Origin of the sequence: Paenibacillus sp. FSL P2-0322, from assembly GCF_037975315.1 — a bacterium.
GTDB lineage: Bacteria > Bacillota > Bacilli > Paenibacillales > Paenibacillaceae > Paenibacillus > Paenibacillus polymyxa_B.
Genome location: NZ_CP150243.1, coordinates 4,020,813 through 4,040,094 on the forward strand (window position 1 = coordinate 4,020,813; position 19,282 = coordinate 4,040,094).

Genomic DNA, 19,282 nt, shown 5'->3' on the forward strand with positions numbered 1-19,282 from the left:
GCTGTGGCCAAAGACCAATCCAATTAATTACGTATTTGCTTGTGCTGTTTTACGTTGTTTCTCCGCACGCTCGCGTTCACCTTTGTTCAAGATCTTTTTACGCAAACGGATGGCATTAGGCGTAATTTCGCAATACTCATCATCATTCAGATATTCGAGCGCCTGCTCCAGAGAGAAGATAACAGGTGTTTTCAGTTTAACTGTATCGTCTTTTGTTGCTGAACGAACGTTTGTCAATTGTTTTTCTTTACAAATGTTAACGACGATGTCGTTATCACGTGTGTGCTCCCCAACGATCATGCCCTCATAGATTTCAGTACCTGGCTCCAGGAACAAAATACCGCGATCTTCTACGCCCAGCATACCATAAAATGTAGAGCTGCCGTTTTCCGTTGACACGAGAACACCCTGATGACGTCCACCTACTTGACCGCCAACAAATGGTCCATAGCTGTCAAACGCATGGTTCATTACGCCGTAACCACGAGTCAAAGTCAGGAAGTTTGTAGTGTAACCGATCAGACCACGTGCAGGGATCAGGAATTCCAAGCGAACCTGTCCGGTGCCGTTATTAATCATGTTAACCATTTCGGCTTTACGGGAGCCCAAACTTTCCATAACCGCGCCCATGCTTTCTTCCGGAATATCAATGAGGAGACGTTCGATTGGCTCCATTTTCTTACCGTCAATTTCCTTGACGATAACTTCCGGTTTGGACACTTGCAGTTCGTAACCTTCACGACGCATGTTTTCAATCAGGATACCCAGATGCAACTCACCACGTCCGGATACAATAAAGGCGTCCGGGCTATCTGTTTCATCAACACGTAAGCTGACATCCGTTTCGAGTTCTTTCAGAAGACGCTCACGCAATTTACGGGATGTTACCCACTTACCATCGCGACCTGCGAATGGGCTGTTGTTAACCAGGAAGGTCATTTGCAGCGTTGGCTCATCAATCTTCAGTACAGGCAATGCTTCAGGATGATTTGGATCGGCAATGGTTTCACCGATGTTGATATCTTTAATTCCCGCAATCGCCACAATGTCACCAGCGCCCGCTTGGTCAGTTTCAATACGTTTCAGACCTTGGAAGCCGAACAGCTTCTCAATACGCGCTGATTTACTGCTACCATCACGCTGCATAACTGTGACTGCTTGCCCCTGCTTGATGATACCGCGGTTTACACGACCTACTGCAATTCGGCCAAGGTATTCGTTATAGTCCATCAGTGTTACGAGGAATTGAAGAGGCTCATCTACTTTCTCAGTTGGAGCCGGAATGTGCTCTACAACTGTTTCGTACAATGCTTGCATGTTATCGTCTTGCTTTTCAGCATCCATGCTGGATGTTCCGTTCAGCGCCGAAGCGTACACAACAGGGAATTCCAATTGCTCATCATTCGCACCCAGCTCAATGAACAAATCCAATACTTCGTCAATGACTTCTGCCGGACGAGCTGCCGGACGGTCAATTTTGTTAACTACAACGATAGGCGTCAGATTTTGTTCCAGCGCTTTACGCAGTACGAATTTCGTTTGCGGCATGCAACCTTCGTAAGCATCAACGACGAGCAAAACACCGTCAACCATTTTCATAATCCGTTCCACTTCGCCACCAAAGTCGGCGTGTCCCGGTGTATCTACAATGTTAATCAGGTAATCTTTGTAAGTGATTGCTGTATTTTTAGCCAAAATCGTAATACCGCGTTCACGCTCCAGATCGTTGGAGTCCATGGCGCGCTCCTGAACAGCCTCGTGTTCTCTAAATGTTCCGGACTGTTGAAGCAGCTTGTCGACAAGCGTCGTTTTTCCGTGGTCGACGTGGGCAATAATCGCAATATTGCGAATGTTTTCTCTTGCATGCATGGTTTGTATCCATATCCTTTCCGTATATCAAAATAGTGTCTCTATCCTGAAGCAGTGCTGATTCAAGGCTAACAATCGTTCTTTAGGCCCACTCCCTGCCAGCCTTCTATATGTTTCAGGCTTTGTACAGACAGCTTCTCTCTCCGATTCGCGTGAAAACCTTAAAATAAGCGTCAGAAATCTCCGACGCTCTTATCATATCCATTATATTATAGTTGAAATATGTCATAAAGCAAGACATTATTGCCTGTTCCGTAATTTACCGCCATAAAATCTCACAGCTTGTCGTTTTACCTTTTGCGTTTGCCACGGTTGTTTAGGACCAACCAGGTTCCAGCTCCGATCAGTAAAACTGCAATAACATATATGATGCCCGTTCTTAGCAGGGTAATGACCAATAAAAACACCGATATCAACCCCAATATCACGCCCCCTGTATAAACATTACGAGAAAGCGAAATATCATTAATGGCGTACTGCCATAATCCAATCGCCACACCTAGAAGTAGCAAAGGCCATAAATAGGCCATTAAATGCCAGCCCCAAATATTGCAGAGCAAAAATAAGAAGCCATAAACCGACAAAATCCCTGCCGGCAGCAACATAAAGGGTGAAACTTTACGCTTCATGTACATTGCATGCAGTACGATTCCAGGTATTAAAAACAGCAAAGGCCAAAAGTTTCGTCCCAAGAAGGAGAACGTCCCCAGTTTCCCCAACAAAATAATCAGTCCTACGGCAACAATGCCCACTCCGATCATACGCTCTTTTCCGGAATTCATCGTGGTCTCCTTTGTTTGCTGAATTTGTTTTTAGGTCTTTTAATGTGATTGTTTTTAAGTATATTTTAGCCGATGTTTTCCAAAAAAACTACGTTCAAATATGGCGAGCTCGTAACTGACGATATATTCCTACAATGACAACTGCTGCGGCCAAAAGTCCCGGTAACCATGCATGTATTAGCTCCCCCGCACCTGCTAACCACACACCCAATCGGGGATCACGGAGTAGCATTTCTCCTGCCGTAAAAGCCAGGATTGCAGATCCAAGCAAAACAAGTACAGGGAACCGATGAAGCCAGATCGCAATCACGTTGCTGCCCCAGACGACAATCGGAATGCTAATTGCAATACCAATGACGATAATGGCGATATCCCCATCTGCTAGGGCTGCAATAGCTAATACGTTATCTAGACTCATCACAAAGTCCGCTACCAGAATCACCTGTATAGCCTTCCATATGGTTGTTTCTGCTCTGACTCCCACATGATCCTCATTCTCATAAAGCAGCTTAAACGCAATCCATAACAGAAGTAGACCGCCTGCCGCCTGAATAAAGGGTATGCCCAGCAAAATGACAGCTACAAAAGTCAAAACACAGCGCAGGAGGACTGCACCGACTGCCCCCCACCATATAGCTTGACTCCGCTGCCTTGCAGGCAAGTTTTTGCTCGCCATGGCTATAACAACTGCATTATCACCGCTTAATACCAAATTAATCATTAATATTTTCAACAGCAAAATGATATGCTCCATGTGTACAAACACCCCCATCCTACTTGTATGCGAAATAGGACGAGGCTATGCTTATAAGCCTTGTCAAATAAGTCATCATTTATTAAAAATTGATGTCAAATTTGTTGAGTAAAGACCTTGAAATCAATAACAAACAGCAATATAATGAATCGTATTTCCGAAAAACGGGTATTAAAATAAACAACATACAATGATTTTAGGATGTTTAATCAGGGAGATGAGAACGATTGATATGTCCGGACTTCAGTTCTTTTGGCTACTGCTTAATGTGATATTTATTGATCTTCTGCTCGCAGGAGATAATGCGATTGTAATTGGACTTGCCGCCAGAAAGCTGCCTCCTGCCACGCAAAAAAAAGCGATACTGTACGGTACCGGTGGTGCCCTGCTCATTCGCATAGCAGCCACCATTGTGGTACTCTGGTTGCTTCAAGTACCGTGGTTGTTACTCATCGGGGGTGTCATGTTAGTCTGGATCGCGTATAAGTTACTCGTAGACCAGGAGGACCATACCGAAGTCAAAGCGGGAACAACGTTATGGGGTGCTATCCGCACGATTGTTGTAGCCGATGCGGCTATGGGTCTGGACAACGTGATTGCGGTTGCTGGCGCGGCCCAGCAGCATTTGCTACTTGTAGTGCTTGGCCTGTTAATTAGCGTACCGATCGTTGTATGGGGTAGCACTCTTTTTATCAAACTGATCAATAAATTTCCCTGGATTATCTATTTGGGATCGGCTGTTCTTGGTTATACAGCCTCTAATATGATTACTGAAGAACGTAAGCTGGAACCCTATTTTACCGAGCACCCTGCGCTGCGTATCTTGTTTATTGCCGCAGTTATGGCTGGTATTTTGCTCACAGGATATCTTCAAAATCGCAGAGCAGTATCCAGTCGAGAAAAAGCCGTCTAAAATGATTCAAAAACTGTTTTAACTAAAATAAAAAGGCAGACCCAAATTAGCTGGTGGGTCTGCTTTTTTATTTTAAAACCAATCTTCCTGTATAACTTCCTCTTTACGCCCCTCTATAGCTCCACCTGTCTCCAGGACAAGTGTCTCCGTTTCAGCCACAGCCTGTTCAATCAAGGCATTTAAATCCCGAATAGAGGCTTCAATCTTTTGAACAACCCACAAATTCGGATTGGTGGTTGGGGATTTGGGAACAAACAATGTGCAGCAATCCTCATATGGAAGGATGGATAGATCGTAGGTGCCAATTTGCTTTGCGATTTCCGTGATCTCCTGCTTATCCATCATTACGAGAGGTCGCAGCAATGGTAATTCTGTCGAACGGCCAATCACATTCATGCTGGATAACGTTTGACTAGCGACTTGCCCCAGACTGTCGCCCGTCACGAGTGCCAGTGCTCCTTCACGCTCAGCCAGCATCGTTGCAATTCGTAACATAGACCGTCTCATTAACGTAATAATCAGATTATCCTGTCCAGTGCGCGTAAAGGCCGTCTGCACCTCTGTAAACGGCACAAGGTGGATTTTAATCCGACCCGCATAGCCTGCTAAGACCCTTGCCAATTCAATGACCTTTTCTTTCGCACGCTCACTTGTAAACGGATAGCTATAAAAATGCACACATTCAATTTCCAATCCTCTACGCATGGAAGACCACCCTGCTACCGGGCTATCAATTCCACCAGACAGCAGCAGCATAGCTTTACCGTTCGTTCCTAACGGAAAGCCCCCTACAGCCATAATAACATCGCTGAATATATAGGCCGCCTGCTCTCTAACCTCCACACGTAACTCAATATCTGGTCGATGTACATCGACCCTCAACGCTTGAAACTCTCGCAAAATAGGAGAACCAATTAAATGGTTCATCTCTTGTGAAGAATGGGCAAATTCCTTCCACACTCTGCGGGCATTTACCTTGAAAGTCGTTCCCTCGTCCACATTCAGCTCACGCATCAAAGCTACAGCGGTCTCAATTATAGCACCAAGCTCGACAGGAGCCATTTTGACAGGACTTATTGTCGTGATGCCAAACACTTTTTGTAACACTTGAATGATCTGTTCATAAGGCTCTCCTCCGAGAACCACATAAATCCGTCCAAATTCCTTCCGCAAAGAAGCACCGGGAAACGGTTTGAGTAGCAGCTTCACGTGATTCAGTACTGCCTTTTCAAAACGAGTCCGATTCTTCCCTTTTAATGTAAATTCACCGAAGCGAAGTAACAACATATCATAGTGCATTTTAACGTTTCCACCTTTCAAGGGATTCCAGCTTGGCTACAGCCTGTCGCAGTGCAAGTATAAGCTCATCGATATCCTGTTCCGAATGCTCATCACCGAAGCTGATACGAATGCCGCCAGACGCTTCCGCCTCATTGCATCCCATCGCCAGCAGCACCCGACTGGGTTCAGCCAATTTCGAAGAGCAAGCCGATTTGGTGGATACTACCACACCCAATTGCTCCAACGTATGCAGCATTACCTCGGCCTTCATGCCCGGATACGAAAAGTGGACAATATGCGGCGCTTCTTCCCCGCTGTTCAGCCGCAGTTGACGGATTGTCTTCACTTCTGCGACCACCCGTTCTCTCCACTCGGTCATACGGCGTGCTGTCTCTGCTTGCCGTTCGCCCGCCAACCTTACCGCCTTAGACATACCGACTAGCAGCGGTACATTTTCCGTACCTGCACGAAAACCCTGCTCCTGAGAGCCGCCACTATGCAGTGGGAAAAGCTCCACACCTTCCCGAACGAATAGTAGTCCAGCACCTTTGGGTCCACGCAGCTTATGCGCAGAGAGGCTGTACAGATCAGCCTGCCAGCCCCGGATATCAACCGGTAGCTTTCCAAACCCCTGTACACCGTCAATATGAAATAGCACACGGGGGAACTGTTTCTTGAGCGCAGCTCCGATATCATGCAACGGTTGCACCCTTCCCGTCTCATTATTGACATGCATGATACTGACTAAAATCGTATCTTTACGGACAGCGGCACAAACCTGTTCGGCGCTCACATGCCCCTCCGCATCGACAGGTAAAAATGTAACCTCGAAGCCCAGATTTGTCAGTTGTCTGCAAGCTTCGTACACAGACGGGTGCTCTGTTGATACAGTAACAATATGCTTGCCTCTGGTCTGATACTGCAAAGCTGCTCCCTTAATAGCAAGATTGTTGCTTTCCGTTGCTCCGGATGTGAAGACAATCTCTGATGGATACACTCCCAAAGCCGCAGCACATACTTCGCGCGAACGCTTAAGCAACTTATCCGCGTCCTCTCCATACCGATGCATTGAAGATGGATTCCCATAGTGGCGTCTCATGACCTCGGCAACTGTTGTAATCACCTCTTCAAAAGGTGGAGTTGTCGCCGCATAATCAAAATATTTCATTACACTCCCCTTTCTCTCCTATAACTGCTACAACAAAAAAAGACCAAAACAGGGAAAGGCCGCTACATTATAGCGACACCCTTTCCCCATATTGATCCTATCTGCGGACCTAATCTAAATGAAATTACGCACTTTTTTTCGTTATAAGCTATAGGGCTTAGATCGTATATTTTTCACGTGCATTTTGAATTTTGGTAATATATCTTTGCGTTTCCAGCGGAAGCTTGTCCAGTACAGCCATTAACTGTTCATCACTATTTACACCAAGCCGCTGCACCCGCCCGGGACCTGCATTATATGCAGCCAGCGCCATATTTTCTTGTCCGTTAAACCGTTTAATCTGGTAAGACAAATAACGAACACCTGCATCAATATTTTGAACAGGATCATATGGGTCACTGACTCCCAGACCTTGAGCCGTAGCATCCATAAGCTGCATAAGCCCTTTGGCTCCAGCCGAAGAAGTGACCGACGGATTAAATGAAGATTCCGTATCAATAACTGCTTTAATCAACGCTACTGGAATGCCGTATTTCTGACTAGCCTCGTTAATCAAATCATCATATGCTGTAGGTGTTGTGGGTCCGTCTGTTGCTGTACTGGAAGGAGCGGGATACAGTGACGAAGCCGTTCCCCTGGAAGGTCCCAATTGAAGCCATAGTAAACCGTTTTCGTCTCTGGTAACATCACTTGAATTTTCTCGAGTCACAGCACCATCTGTTTCCAACTGACCTACTTGTTCCAGTAATCCGGAAAAAGCGTCCGTTGTACCCGTCTGGGTTGTAGCACTCATATTATTTAACAGCTGCATGTCTAACATGGACTTGGACACGCGCGGATCAATTTGCATGTGGTGTTCCCAACTTTCTATAGTTGTTATATCCCAAATAGCTTGTCATTACTGCTATGATACAACTTTTTACTATGTACTTCCATACCTTTTAATGAAAAAAAGCTCCGTTTCTGTCGAAAAGACAGCGGAGCTTTATAGATCAGCTTTAATGTAATTATATCACTAAGATGATTTTTCTCGGATATACAAAAGAAAACTGAGCTTTTTCCTCCAGTAGGCTCAACGAACGAACGGGATAAAAGCAAAATAACTCAATGTTGCCAGCGCCCCAAGACCAATCGACCAAATGCCGGTCGTTTTGCTGCCATTCACATAAGCAAAAAAACCTAAAACTGCAGCAATAGGCCCCAGCACAATTGACCACATAAACAATGAGGCAATTCCTGCAGCCAGACCAATATAGCCAGAAATACGACCACTATTGTTTATAACCTGCTCTTCACCCTTGACCTCATGTCGAGTCACAACTGATCCGGGAGCAACCTCTGCTGCATATTCTTCACGATCATTACGGCGCTTGGCAGATCGTTCATGAATGTGACGGGGGTAATCTACACGTTTGCGGCTAACATGCTCTTCATTCTGATGCTTGTCGTTTTCATGATCTTCCATAATAAACTGCACCTCCAAATGCGAAATGAATCGCGTAATAAAATTCACACGGACTTCGGCTTAAAAGTGTGGCAACAGGTTGCGGCTGACATGGCAGCCTTATCACGTTCTTCTGAACTGAAGCTTTCCCCCGCATATTCTTCTTTAAATTTCTTTCCGGCATGACCATCAACTTCAATCATGATCAAATCTGCCTTGCACAAGTTATTTTCTCCCCAATAATGGCAATTGGCTACGCTACACTTAACGATTGGCTTGGCCTCTTGGCTCATGATCATCACCTCGGATTCATTGTCCCCCCGCTACCCTGCACCTATGCGTTCATGGTATATGGCAGTTGGTGACATACGAAAAAAGCCGCTTCCTTCACCTCCTCCAAAATGGCAGGAAGCAAGTAGAAAACGGCTTGCTTGTCTTAGTTTTTGATTAGAAATGATCTTCCCCGTTGAATGCTTTAGGCATGAGTACGTCGAGTCTGCATCCGGCGCTGAGTCAAATAGTCACTTTCATAATAAGTCAGATCATCACGCAATTCTTCAAAATTTTTCGTGATGTCCATGATCACTTCGCGAGCGGCTGGCACTGGCGTTTTACGGAAGCGGATAGCATCTTGTCCCGTATACGCATAGCGTCCATCCTCTGCGTAAGATTCATTTTTGGGATAAAAAAAGCTGTTCACGCAGTCATGGTAAACGTTATACAATGCCTTTTCCGCAAAATCGACGTCAAAATTGGCACGGCGTAAAGCCACACCCAGCTTTTCATAAGATACTTCGGAAAAAACAAGGACATGACGGAGATCCGACAAAAAGCCTTTGTAAAAAAGTACGGACTCCTCATTGCCATCTGTAGCCAGTTGCGGCAGAGCATGCTCATTGAGGAATGTTTCCACCCGTTTCACGGCAGTTTTCAGTCTCTCCTGCGCCGACTCACATAATTTTTGTACGTTGACTGCTGACATCAAGGCAGCTCCCCCTTATTTGTTGCTTGTTCATCAATTTGGTTACCCGAAAATAGTCCCTTCTAACCGAAAGAGCTGTAATTTTCAGTATTTATCCTACCACAAATGAGCATTGAAAGGTATAAAAACATGCCAACCTCCTCACGCTAAACCATAAATTTATGAATACTCAAGGAGGACGGTCCCATGTCTCGGCGAAAATGGTTAAAACCCCTGCTAGGAGCAGCTGCCGGGGTGCTTCTCATCACACTGATGCTGCCTTCCCGTGATCATCGCCCTACACCGCAACCCGAATATACGGCCAAGATGGTGCCACAGCAAGAGAAGCAGCTCAAAAAAGGAATGTTGGCTTTGGACCTGTCCGCTACGGATACCCTCACACGCATGGATGCAAGGCAGGATATTCAATACGTGATGCGGGAGCTTGATGGTAAAACTGCTGATCAGAAAAGACAGTTTACTCGCACGCTACAGCAATCGCACAGTCATCTTCATACGTTACTGTGGATTCACACACGCGACGGGAACACGAGCACCTACACGGGCAGCAAAGCACAAACTCGTCTGCTCAGTCATCCTCAAATCAACAGCAGCTTGGCTGCGGCTCGCCGTTCCGTCATGCAAAATAAATCCTACGAATCTGCTGCATTTCAGGCTGAAGGCGGTAAATATTTTGTCATGGCAGAACCATCGGCTGACGGAACATGCGGCGTTGCTGCCCTGGTCAGTCAGCAAGTATTGCGTGACGTGGAGAAGCATCAGCGGAAGAATTTGCGTTTGATTCCCTATCCAAAAGAAGGCAGCTACAAAATCGAATCCGTACATCCCGACACATTGCACGATATTACTGTCAAGACGGGCCATGACAACGAAAATGCAAGCCATTATTTCGAAAACGAAATTGTCGTTCGCTTCCGTCACAATCCTGATTCACGACAGCTGCAGGAAATTGCAGCAGATTTACACTGTGCGCCAGGCCGCAAGCTTGGTTATACCTATGTATTTCATTCGGATAAGATGAACTTCAAGGAACTAAAACAATATTTTTCAAGAAAGTGGAACCCGCTTTATACTGAGCCTCACTATATGTATCTAACCAATGAGAAAACACCTATCAAAGCGGACAGCTCTATCCCCAATGATTTGCTCTTTTCCCGCTATCAATGGAATCTGCCGGCTACTGAAACCAACCGGGGTTGGAAATTAAGCAAAGGCAGCAAGGACGTAATTGTCGCTGTCGTAGATACAGGAGTAGATTTGGATCACCCCGACCTAAAAGGTCAAATCCTTTCAGGTCATAACGTGGTAAATCCGTCTGAAAAGCCTTATGATGACGTCGGTCACGGAACGCACGTCGCTGGCATCATTTCTGCCCTCGTGAATAATGGTGAGGGGGTCGCTGGCATGACATGGTACAACAAAGTCATGCCGATTAAGGTACTTGACCAATCCGGCTCCGGTACGACTTACTCGGTTGCAGAAGGTATTATATGGGCAGCTGATCATGGGGCCAAGGTCATCAATTTGAGTCTGGGCAATTACGCACAAGCTGAATTTTTGCATGATGCGATCAAATACGCCTATGATAAAGATGTCGTATTAGTTGCAGCTACAGGTAATGACAATACGGAACGACCTGGCTATCCAGCAGCGTATCCTGAAGTATTTGCCGTTTCCGCTACAGATTCTTCTATGCACCGTGCATCCTTTTCTAACTATGGAGATTATGTAGACGTCATGGCTCCAGGTGCAAGTATTGCCAGTACGTACCCAGGGAACCAATATGCTGCACTGTCGGGTACTTCAATGGCCAGTCCCCATGTATCAGCGCTTGCTGCACTGATTCGATCCATTAACCCCGATCTGACCAACAAAGAGGTTATGGATTTAATGAGAAGCAGCGTAATTGACTTGGGCACACCCGGGCATGACAAGTATTTCGGATATGGTCAAATTGACGTGTATAAAGCGTTGAAAGCAGCACAACGTCCATATGTTCCTTTGCAATTCTATCCACAGCATTTAAGTGACAAGTTAAAATCAATATTAAAGAAACTGGAAACGTAAGATTCCTTATTGGAAAAAAGCAGCCATGTTGCTCCATGGCTGCTTTTTTGGGCTTTATTAACGCTTGGAACTGCTTCGAACAGGACGCTTGCCATGACTGCGAGTATGACAGCAAGGTTCTCCAGGGTCCTTTATACTCACCGGAAATACGTGATGAGGTACAGGTACAATGTGCGTCTGATTAACAATTTCAATCGGATGAACCACAGGCACGACTTGTGGGAAAAATTGATGATTTACAAATTGGATCGGCGGGCACACGATCGGGTCGTAAGGGCAATGACTCATAATGTGCAACTCCTTTCGGTGAATTAGTACAGCATATTATGAAGGCGGGTGCTGTGCTTGGATGTTTACCCCCTAATACAAATATCCCTTATAAAATAGGCTTCCGTTCAACAATGACCGAATGATCAAGCAGTTCGCCCAACAAACGGCACAGTTTGTGAAGACCTGTTTTAAGTGTTTCCTTGTCCGCATACGAAAAAGAAATACGGATATGATTACTGTCCATACCACCTGCATAGCATACTGCACCAGGTAAAAAGGAAACTCCTTCTCGGTCAGCCAGCCGCTCCAATTCTGGAATATCAACATTAGGAGGAAGCTTAATCCACACATTTAAGCCGCCTTCGGGGGCATACCAACTGACCTCTGGCGGAGCATAGCGCTGGAGCGTATGCAACGCGACTGTCAACCGATCCCGCATTTGTTCCCGCAACCTAACAAGATGCTGATCAAGTCGGTTCTTGATAAAGGGCAATAGCGCTTTTTGCGTTAATAGAGGGCTCCCCAAATCCGTAGTAGACTTGGCAGCCACCAAACGATCCATTACACTGCCAGTGGCCGCTACACAAGCTATACGGCAGCCGGGAGCAACGGTTTTGCTAAAGCTTTTGATATATATCACATGTCCGGACTGATCATGCGCCTTGATAGAGAGTGGCGGCTTTGTTTTATAGTATAGGTCGGAAAATGGATCATCCTCAACAATGAGGCAATGATAACTTTGAGCTAGATCCAGTAATTGTGTGCGTCTGGCCATCGTTAAAGTTACTCCGGTAGGATTATGAAAGGTGGGTATCGTGTAGATTAGTTTTGGGGGATGAGTGTCACAGAGACGTGTGAGGATATCAATCCGCATGCCCTGCTCATCCATCGGAATCATAATTACTTTGGCACCACGACTGGTAAACACATCAATGGCCCCCGTATATGTAGGAGCCTCCATGTAGACAACATCACCAGAACCAACAAAGGTACGTGCCACCAAGTCAATGCCCTGTTGGGCACCACTAGTCACGAGCAGCTGTTCTGCCACTGTGCATATACCGCGTTCGTTCAGGTGATCTGCAAACACTTCCCTCAGCGCTAAATCACCTTCAAAAGTCCCGTATGCTGCCATTGCATCGGGATTTCCAGAGGATAGACGTTGAGTATCAGCGATGATTTCGCGTGTAGGAAGAAGCTCCGGTTGAATTGCTGCTATATGAAAAGAATAAGGAAACTGTCTGCTATGGTTAAAGTTTCTCCATAACTGTGCGCGCGGCAAATAATCGATCAGCGACATTTGCCATGACAAGTCCTGTGCTCCCTCACGTTGAACAGCTACCGAAGGCTCCGCTACATAGCAACCTTTTCCCTGTGTACAGGTAACCAAATGAATAGACTCCAACTCAGCATACGCCTTGCTTACAGTTACGGGACTTACCGCAAGCAGACTGGACAAATGACGGACAGAGGGAAGCTTTGTGCCCTGAGGCAGCAATCCAGACTGGATGCGATCTGCTAATGTTTTGGCAATCTGTAAATATAATTTGACACTGCTATTGCGGCTGAGATCAATATGCATCGGAACCGTCCCCTCCAAAAATCAACTGTTACATTTAGACGTTTACTGTTATACTTCATTATCGATATAATACAACAAATTTCATAGTACAGTATAGAACACAGGAGATGATTGGATTGGAACACAAATTTTCGGGTATGGCTCGTACTCAGGGCTCGTCCATGGTAAGGGACATTTTAAAGCTGACACAGGGAACAGATGTATTATCTCTGGCAGGCGGCCTTCCGGCCGATGCCTTTTTCCCCATCGAAGCTGTTGCTAAAGCCTATGAGCGGGTATTTCGTCTCGGCGGTACTACCGCTCTTCAATACGGCCTAACCGAGGGCTACATTCCTCTACGGGAACGTCTTGCAGCAATCATGTCATCCCAAGGCATCTCCGTCACCAGAGATAATATCATCATGACGACGGGCTCACAGCAGACCATTGATCTGGTTTCGCGTGTGTTGCTCGATCCGCAGGATACTGTATTGGTGGAGTCCCCTACTTATTTGGCAGCTCTTCAGGTATTTAATTCCTATGGTGCCAACATTGTAAGTGTAGATACAGACTCTAACGGTATGCGATTAGAAGATCTTGAAGCCAAGATCAAAAAACATCAGCCTAAATTCGTGTATGTCATCCCCACCTTCTCCAACCCGGCAGGAAGTGTTTGGAGTATGGAACGCAGAACAGGCGTTGTTGAACTATGCCGTAAATACGGCACTTTGATTTTTGAAGATGATCCTTACGGACGTCTTAAATTTGACGAAAACCTTAACTTTCCATCCCTTTTCTCAATTGATCAACAACTAGGTGGAGACGGTCATGTGATGTACACTTCTACATTCTCTAAAACCGTTGCTCCTGGTGTTCGCTCTGGATGGTTGGTAGCCGATCAAGCTATCGTCGTTAAAGTCGCGAATGCCAAACAATCTGCCGATCTGCACTCCAGCAGTATTGATCAACGTGCTTTGAATGAGTTATTGGACTTTTTTGACTTGGACGGACATATTCGTACCGTGTCCGCCGAGTACTACACTCGTATGCTACGTCTCACATCGCTGATGAAAGAACGTCAATGGGAAGGAATCACCTGGAATGATGCACTCGGCGGTATGTTTATGTGGGTTACTCTACCCGAGGGCTTCCGTTCTGATCGGTTGCTGCAACTCGCAATTCAGGAAGGAGTCGCATTTGTCCCCGGACAAGTCTTCTATGCTGACCTAAGTGGCAGCAACCACATGCGGATCAACTTCACGCATACGGATCCTTCCCTGCTGCCTAAAGCGGTTGACCGATTGGATCGAGCACTGAAGATGTACACAGAGGAAAGTGTGGTAAAAAGCGTGCGATGATGGAGTTGGCAGGATATGTACGTGAGGCCGCTTCACCAATCATTTGATTTACGATCGCTGTTACCCCTGATTCGTTTGGAATTTGAATAGTATGGTGGAATCTGGGACAAAGGTGCAGGCCTCGCTTCTACAGATTCAAATGCGTTGCTACACTAACTACGTGCCTCATCCTCGAACGGTTTTACGGTAGAGGAAGTAAAAATTAAAATGAAAGCCCCAGTAATTATGCTGGGGGCTTCATTCTAAGAAGGCACTATTTCTGCGTAAATACGGTATGTTAAAAAGGGTGTGCCATGATTCCCGTTGGAATATGACACACCCTTTTTAATTCAATAAATACATTTGGATTAAAAGCTTTCATGCAAACAGGTCATTTACAAAAGTTAAATTTATACATTTTAAGGTGTTGCAGTGGGGAAAGTTTTCCGTAAGCCGGGTTCTGTGCTATTCGTGGTACAGACGGGAACTACCCTCCCACTACAAGCGACAATCATCTATCTAGGCCGAACATTGCTATCCAGCTCCAGCGACCAACCTAGACACGCCTCGGGCTAAGGCTGCTTCGCGAAGAAGCTGTGTCCCATTAGGTCTTGCTCCAGATGGGGTTTACCAGGAACGAAGTCACCAGCGTTCCTCGGGGTCTCTTACACCTCGGTTCCATCCTTGCCTGTGCCGCAAGCGGCCATCGGCGGTCCATTTCTGTGGCACTATCCTTCAACTCGCGCTGACTGGACGTTATCCAGCATCCTGCCCTATGGAGCCCGGACTTTCCTCTCGCGGCTCACGCCGCCAGCGATTGTCTGTCAAACTTTCCGAACAACATTACATAGTATACAGGGAACGCGCGCATGATACAACCCTGAAAATATTGTAAAAAGTAGAAAGCTCCCTTTATTTTCTCATAGGCGTTGGTTTTACAAAAATTGAAAAGGCTCGGTTTCCACCTGAGATACATGTACTTCTGTTGAGTATCGACCTTCTACCAAGCATTTACGCATCCACTCTGCAGTTTTAGGCTTCATAATCTTTTCAGCGTTATGTCCAGGGTCAATAATAGCAATCCCCGCCATAAGGGCATCCTGAGCCGTGTGATAGTCAATATCCCCCGTGACTAATACGTCAGCTCCCTTAAAGAGCGACTTGTTCACATAACGGCTACCAGAGCCCCCAAGCACGGCTGCCTTTTTGATCGTACGATCTAAGTCGCCCACCACACGTACATGCTCGACGTTGAGACCGTTTTTTACAACATCGACAAACTCCCGTAACGTGCAGGTTTCCTTGAGCTTGCCGACCCGCCCCAAACCAAAGCTACGGCCTTGCAAATCCATATGGTACAGGTCATAAGCCACCTCTTCATAAGGATGAGCCTTCAGCATCGCTTGAACAACTTTACTGCGTACACCCTGCGGTACAATGGTCTCAATACGAACCTCTTCACTACGTTCCATTTTACCCGGCTCACCCAAAAACGGCTGTGTGCCTTCACCCGGTACAAAAGTTCCGTAGCCGTCAATGTTAAAGCTGCAATGGCTGTAGTTGCCGATATGTCCAGCTCCCGCCCCTAATACGGCATCAAGTACCCGTTGATGATGTGTTTTGGGTACGAAAACAACAAGCTTGAATAATTGCTCGGTGTGAACATCCTCCAGCGTACCTTCACTTTGAATACCCAGAGCTTCCGCCATCCAGTCATTCATGCCGTCCTCAGCCGTATCCAGATTCGTATGACTGATGTAGACAGCAATATCATTCTTGATCAGCTTTTCATACAATCTGCCCGCAGGCTGATCCGTGTTCAATGCTTTAAGTGGGCGGAATATAATCGCATGATGTGCAATAATGAGATCAGCTTTTATACGGATTGCCTCTTCGACAACCTCATCATTAACATCCAGGGCTACTAATATGTTTTTGATTTCCTTTTGCAGACTACCCAGCTGAAGCCCGATTCTATCGTCCGGAACTGCCAAGTATTTCGGAGCCAGCTGCTCCATGTAGCTAATCACTGTCTGTCCTTTGGCAAACATGCAAGTACCTCCTCTAGCTGTTCAATTTGCTTGCGCAATTGCTCCCGCTTATGCTGTGCGGATTCCTGATCTGATCGTGCCACTTGTGCCAGCACATCCTCAAGCTTGCGAATCTCCAATTTCCATTTATAAAAAAAGATTTCATTCGGTGCTTTGACCAATAGCGGTCCGAGTTGCATTAACAAATCCTGTGTCAGTACCAGCGAACTATCGGGAAGTTTCCATGGTTGATACAGCTCATCCTGTTTCAGTGGGCTTACCGAATCAGGTACGGCCGTCAGAATTTCATATATTTTTCCGTCTTCTTCCATAATATGTTCACTTGTTAGTACCCATTGATGTTCGATGAGCCAACGGCGTAAGATATCCTCGCCTACGTTAGGCTGTAGAACAAGCTGTTTCACTGAAACAAGCTTGTCTTTCCCTTGCTCTAAAATGGAAGCGATCAAGGCACCACCCATGCCGGCTATCGTAATAACATCAACCTCATTGGCCTTAATTACAGCCAAGCCATCTCCCTTTCTAACCGCAATGCGATCAGTAAGACCTGCTTCGGCCACCTGCTTTTGAGCCGCACGTAACGGACCATCGTTGACCTCACCCGCCACGGCTTGCGGTACTCTGCCACTACGCACTGCAGCCACAGGGAGTAGTCCATGATCCGAGCCAATATCCGCAAGTCTGCTCCCGGCAGGAATTTGTTCCATAATATATTGTAATCGTTGAGAAAGTTTCATGACGTCACCCACGTAATCCATTTTTTTCGAGTCCAAAATAAAATTCCTACAACAAATGCCAACTTCAGTATGCTGTAAAATACCACATCACCCGCCGCTTGATGGCGCAGGATAATCATGTCTGCTTCAGCCATGAATGCTAGTGTCATGCCTATAGCGAAATAAATCAAAGCGAGACCCGGAAAGCGGCGATGTACCCACCAGCTTAGCCAGATCAACAATACTGCGTGCAAAATCCAAAATGCCTCAAGCATCACTAAAGTTGCTGTAGGCCAGTGGCGGCCTATAAGGACCGCGTACACTAAAAGCAGCCCAGCAAGACCACAGTAATGAAGTAAGCTGATCCGCAAAGTTAATCCCACAAGACACCATACCACACCGCATAGGCCTACGAGCAAAAGAAACCAAACCTTAGCTTCACCTTGATGGAGCTGAATGATCCACACACCCGAACCCAGCATAATCGCACTGCCTAAAGTGCTCAACATCGCACTCATACTCTTTTCGGAAGACCGCCAAAATGCGGCCACTCCATAGCAAATCGTAGTAACTGCACTTGCCGAGAATATTTGCATTGCCAACGGAAAAGCGGTAAAATAAAAACCGATCAAACAAATGCAGGAAATAATGACAAAACCAAGAAGCCAGGCGATCCCATGCCCGTGTCTAAGATATGTAAGCAGCCCGGTGTTGTTACGGTTCTGGCTCTGCGACGGATCTTCGTCCTCCCGATACAGGTTAGACAAAAAATCGCAATATTGCTCAGGGAGCAGCCGACTTCGCCGCCAATGCTCAATTTCATGTAACAGTATTGCCCGTTTTTTCTCCTGGTCCAAGCTTCTTCCCCTCCACCAAGGCTGCCATGAGATAAAAAAAGACCTCCTGCGCGCTTCAAGCCGCAGAAGGTCCGCAATGTTACGCTTCTATTCGAGGAAATCCTTCAGTCGCTTACTGCGGCTTGGATGGCGCAACTTACGCAGCGCTTTGGCCTCAATCTGACGAATACGTTCACGTGTAACACCGAACACTTTACCCACTTCTTCAAGGGTTCTGGTTCTTCCGTCGTCCAAACCAAAGCGGAGACGCAAAACATTCTCTTCCCGTTCGGTTAACGTATCCAGTACATCCTCGAGCTGTTCCTTCAGAAGTTCATAGGCAGCCGCATCTGCAGGCGCCAATGCTTCTTGATCCTCAATGAAATCCCCCAGATGTGAGTCATCCTCTTCACCAATTGGTGTTTCCAATGAAACAGGTTCTTGGGCAATTTTCATAATTTCCCGTACTTTTTCCACGCTCAGCTCCATCTCGGCAGCCACTTCCTCCGGCGTAGGTTCGCGCCCCAACTCTTGCAACAGTTGACGCGATACGCGAATCAGCTTGTTGATCGTTTCCACCATATGCACCGGAATACGGATTGTTCTCGCCTGATCGGCTATTGCGCGCGTAATGGCCTGACGAATCCACCAGGTTGCATACGTACTGAATTTAAAGCCTTTTTCGTAATCAAATTTTTCTACTGCCTTAATCAAACCCATATTACCTTCCTGAATCAGATCCAGGAAAAGCATTCCGCGACCAACATAACGTTTGGCAATACTTACAACCAGACGCAAGTTCGCTTCTGCCAACCGACGCTTAGCTTCTTCATCGCCGTTATTGATCCGTTTGGCAAGCTCCACCTCATCATCAGCAGAAAGCAACGGTACACGACCGATTTCCTTCAAGTACATCCGGACCGGGTCATTAATTTTAATACCGGGAGGCAGGCTCAGATCGTCATCGAAATTAAAATCATCCCCATCATTATTTTCCGGGTCGTCATTTTGACGCAATCTGGTAACTTCTTCGTCGTTGTCATTCACAACTTCAATCCCCAAGTCACCCAGTTGCTCATAAAACTCATCCATTTGCTCGGGGTCCTGATCAAACGGCGACAGTTTTTCCATGATATCTTTGTAGTTCAGAGAAGAACTTTTTTTACCCAACTCAATCAGTTGATCTTTGACCTGATCCAGTGTTAGTTCCGTCTCCAGTTCAGTATGCTGATCATTCGCCATCTTTCGACT

At 46.3% G+C, this 19,282-nt stretch carries 18 protein-coding genes and 1 other RNA gene; 3 read left to right on the forward strand and 16 right to left on the reverse strand.

The window, feature by feature from the left end:
• Positions 1-27: 27 nt before the first annotated feature.
• The 3 genes from typA to MKY24_RS17675 all read right to left on the reverse strand — a co-directional run bounded on the left by typA (position 28) and on the right by MKY24_RS17675 (position 3,405).
• On the reverse strand, positions 28-1,869 hold the full coding sequence (gene typA, locus MKY24_RS17665) for a translational GTPase TypA (protein WP_013311112.1): 1,842 nt from the start codon (positions 1,867-1,869) through the stop codon (positions 28-30).
• Positions 1,870-2,159: 290 nt separating this feature from the next.
• Positions 2,160-2,651, reverse strand: coding sequence for a hypothetical protein (locus tag MKY24_RS17670; RefSeq protein WP_023989464.1), 492 nt, complete (start codon positions 2,649-2,651; stop codon positions 2,160-2,162).
• A gap of 94 nt (positions 2,652-2,745) precedes the next feature.
• On the reverse strand, positions 2,746-3,405 hold the full coding sequence (locus MKY24_RS17675; RefSeq protein WP_023989465.1) for a TerC family protein: 660 nt from the start codon (positions 3,403-3,405) through the stop codon (positions 2,746-2,748).
• Positions 3,406-3,622: 217 nt separating this feature from the next.
• Here MKY24_RS17675 and MKY24_RS17680 point away from each other — a divergent pair, with 217 nt between their 5' ends.
• Positions 3,623-4,318 carry a TerC family protein gene (locus MKY24_RS17680; RefSeq protein WP_025722107.1) on the forward strand — a complete coding sequence of 232 codons (696 nt, stop codon included), beginning with the start codon at positions 3,623-3,625 and terminating at the stop codon, positions 4,316-4,318.
• Positions 4,319-4,390: 72 nt separating this feature from the next.
• On the opposite strand, the gene thiI is transcribed toward MKY24_RS17680, so the two are convergent.
• The 6 genes from thiI to MKY24_RS17710 form a co-directional block, all read right to left on the reverse strand.
• The gene (thiI, locus tag MKY24_RS17685) at positions 4,391-5,617 is read right to left on the reverse strand and encodes a tRNA uracil 4-sulfurtransferase ThiI (RefSeq protein ID WP_075154457.1); all 1,227 of its coding nucleotides are present in this window, start codon (positions 5,615-5,617) and stop codon (positions 4,391-4,393) included.
• A gap of 1 nt (position 5,618) precedes the next feature.
• Positions 5,619-6,767 (reverse strand): cysteine desulfurase family protein, encoded by a 1,149-nt coding sequence (locus MKY24_RS17690; protein WP_028540469.1) that lies wholly within the window; start codon positions 6,765-6,767, stop codon positions 5,619-5,621.
• A 157-nt stretch (positions 6,768-6,924) separates the two neighbouring features.
• Positions 6,925-7,617, reverse strand: a complete 693-nt coding sequence (locus tag MKY24_RS17695) for a lytic transglycosylase domain-containing protein (RefSeq protein ID WP_023989469.1) — start codon at positions 7,615-7,617, stop codon at positions 6,925-6,927.
• 222 nt (positions 7,618-7,839) lie between these two features.
• Entirely contained in the window at positions 7,840-8,232 is a 393-nt protein-coding gene (locus tag MKY24_RS17700) for a hypothetical protein (RefSeq protein ID WP_023989470.1), read from the reverse strand.
• A gap of 44 nt (positions 8,233-8,276) precedes the next feature.
• The gene (locus MKY24_RS17705) at positions 8,277-8,504 is read right to left on the reverse strand and encodes a DUF1540 domain-containing protein (protein WP_339202355.1); all 228 of its coding nucleotides are present in this window, start codon (positions 8,502-8,504) and stop codon (positions 8,277-8,279) included.
• A gap of 182 nt (positions 8,505-8,686) precedes the next feature.
• The gene (locus tag MKY24_RS17710) at positions 8,687-9,193 is read right to left on the reverse strand and encodes a YpuI family protein (RefSeq protein ID WP_023989471.1); all 507 of its coding nucleotides are present in this window, start codon (positions 9,191-9,193) and stop codon (positions 8,687-8,689) included.
• 186 nt (positions 9,194-9,379) lie between these two features.
• Here MKY24_RS17710 and MKY24_RS17715 point away from each other — a divergent pair, with 186 nt between their 5' ends.
• On the forward strand, positions 9,380-11,260 hold the full coding sequence (locus tag MKY24_RS17715) for a S8 family peptidase (RefSeq protein ID WP_209942897.1): 1,881 nt from the start codon (positions 9,380-9,382) through the stop codon (positions 11,258-11,260).
• A 57-nt stretch (positions 11,261-11,317) separates the two neighbouring features.
• On the opposite strand, the gene MKY24_RS17720 is transcribed toward MKY24_RS17715, so the two are convergent.
• Together MKY24_RS17720 and MKY24_RS17725 are read right to left on the reverse strand one after the other, a co-directional pair.
• Positions 11,318-11,548: a hypothetical protein gene (locus MKY24_RS17720; RefSeq protein WP_071558470.1), complete on the reverse strand. Its 231-nt coding sequence runs from the start codon at positions 11,546-11,548 to the stop codon at positions 11,318-11,320.
• Between the two features lie 88 nt (positions 11,549-11,636).
• Entirely contained in the window at positions 11,637-13,112 is a 1,476-nt protein-coding gene (locus MKY24_RS17725) for a PLP-dependent aminotransferase family protein (protein ID WP_053325778.1), read from the reverse strand.
• Positions 13,113-13,228: 116 nt separating this feature from the next.
• Between MKY24_RS17725 and MKY24_RS17730 the strand changes: the two genes are divergently transcribed.
• Entirely contained in the window at positions 13,229-14,449 is a 1,221-nt protein-coding gene (locus MKY24_RS17730) for a PLP-dependent aminotransferase family protein (RefSeq protein ID WP_028540464.1), read from the forward strand.
• A 413-nt stretch (positions 14,450-14,862) separates the two neighbouring features.
• On the opposite strand, the gene rnpB is transcribed toward MKY24_RS17730, so the two are convergent.
• From rnpB to rpoD, 5 genes are all read right to left on the reverse strand, one after another.
• An RNA gene (gene rnpB / locus MKY24_RS17735) (RNase P RNA component class A) lies at positions 14,863-15,261 on the reverse strand.
• Positions 15,262-15,363: 102 nt separating this feature from the next.
• Entirely contained in the window at positions 15,364-16,479 is a 1,116-nt protein-coding gene (locus MKY24_RS17740) for a Nif3-like dinuclear metal center hexameric protein (RefSeq protein WP_339200526.1), read from the reverse strand.
• A complete protein-coding gene (locus tag MKY24_RS17745) occupies positions 16,455-17,216 on the reverse strand; it encodes a tRNA (adenine(22)-N(1))-methyltransferase TrmK (protein ID WP_023989476.1) in 762 nt (253 codons plus the stop codon). The genes MKY24_RS17740 and MKY24_RS17745 overlap by 25 nt, the downstream gene beginning before the upstream one ends.
• Entirely contained in the window at positions 17,213-18,052 is an 840-nt protein-coding gene (locus tag MKY24_RS17750) for a hypothetical protein (protein WP_279834736.1), read from the reverse strand. The genes MKY24_RS17745 and MKY24_RS17750 overlap by 4 nt, the downstream gene beginning before the upstream one ends.
• Before the next feature lie 87 nt (positions 18,053-18,139).
• A complete protein-coding gene (rpoD, locus tag MKY24_RS17755; RefSeq protein ID WP_007431230.1) occupies positions 18,140-19,273 on the reverse strand; it encodes an RNA polymerase sigma factor RpoD in 1,134 nt (377 codons plus the stop codon).
• Positions 19,274-19,282 lie beyond the last annotated feature (9 nt).

Coding starts and splice junctions, on each gene's coding strand:
- typA (WP_013311112.1), bottom strand. CDS start 1,869: ATGCATGCAAGAGAAAACATTCGCAATATTGCGATTATTGCCCACGTC.
- MKY24_RS17670 (WP_023989464.1), bottom strand. CDS start 2,651: ATGAATTCCGGAAAAGAGCGTATGATCGGAGTGGGCATTGTTGCCGTA.
- MKY24_RS17675 (WP_023989465.1), bottom strand. CDS start 3,405: ATGGAGCATATCATTTTGCTGTTGAAAATATTAATGATTAATTTGGTA.
- MKY24_RS17680 (WP_025722107.1), top strand. CDS start 3,623: ATGAGAACGATTGATATGTCCGGACTTCAGTTCTTTTGGCTACTGCTT.
- thiI (WP_075154457.1), bottom strand. CDS start 5,617: ATGCACTATGATATGTTGTTACTTCGCTTCGGTGAATTTACATTAAAA.
- MKY24_RS17690 (WP_028540469.1), bottom strand. CDS start 6,767: ATGAAATATTTTGATTATGCGGCGACAACTCCACCTTTTGAAGAGGTG.
- MKY24_RS17695 (WP_023989469.1), bottom strand. CDS start 7,617: ATGCAAATTGATCCGCGCGTGTCCAAGTCCATGTTAGACATGCAGCTG.
- MKY24_RS17700 (WP_023989470.1), bottom strand. CDS start 8,232: ATGGAAGATCATGAAAACGACAAGCATCAGAATGAAGAGCATGTTAGC.
- MKY24_RS17705 (WP_339202355.1), bottom strand. CDS start 8,504: ATGAGCCAAGAGGCCAAGCCAATCGTTAAGTGTAGCGTAGCCAATTGC.
- MKY24_RS17710 (WP_023989471.1), bottom strand. CDS start 9,193: ATGTCAGCAGTCAACGTACAAAAATTATGTGAGTCGGCGCAGGAGAGA.
- MKY24_RS17715 (WP_209942897.1), top strand. CDS start 9,380: ATGTCTCGGCGAAAATGGTTAAAACCCCTGCTAGGAGCAGCTGCCGGG.
- MKY24_RS17720 (WP_071558470.1), bottom strand. CDS start 11,548: ATGAGTCATTGCCCTTACGACCCGATCGTGTGCCCGCCGATCCAATTT.
- MKY24_RS17725 (WP_053325778.1), bottom strand. CDS start 13,112: ATGCATATTGATCTCAGCCGCAATAGCAGTGTCAAATTATATTTACAG.
- MKY24_RS17740 (WP_339200526.1), bottom strand. CDS start 16,479: ATGTTTGCCAAAGGACAGACAGTGATTAGCTACATGGAGCAGCTGGCT.
- MKY24_RS17745 (WP_023989476.1), bottom strand. CDS start 17,216: ATGAAACTTTCTCAACGATTACAATATATTATGGAACAAATTCCTGCC.
- rpoD (WP_007431230.1), bottom strand. CDS start 19,273: ATGGCGAATGATCAGCATACTGAACTGGAGACGGAACTAACACTGGAT.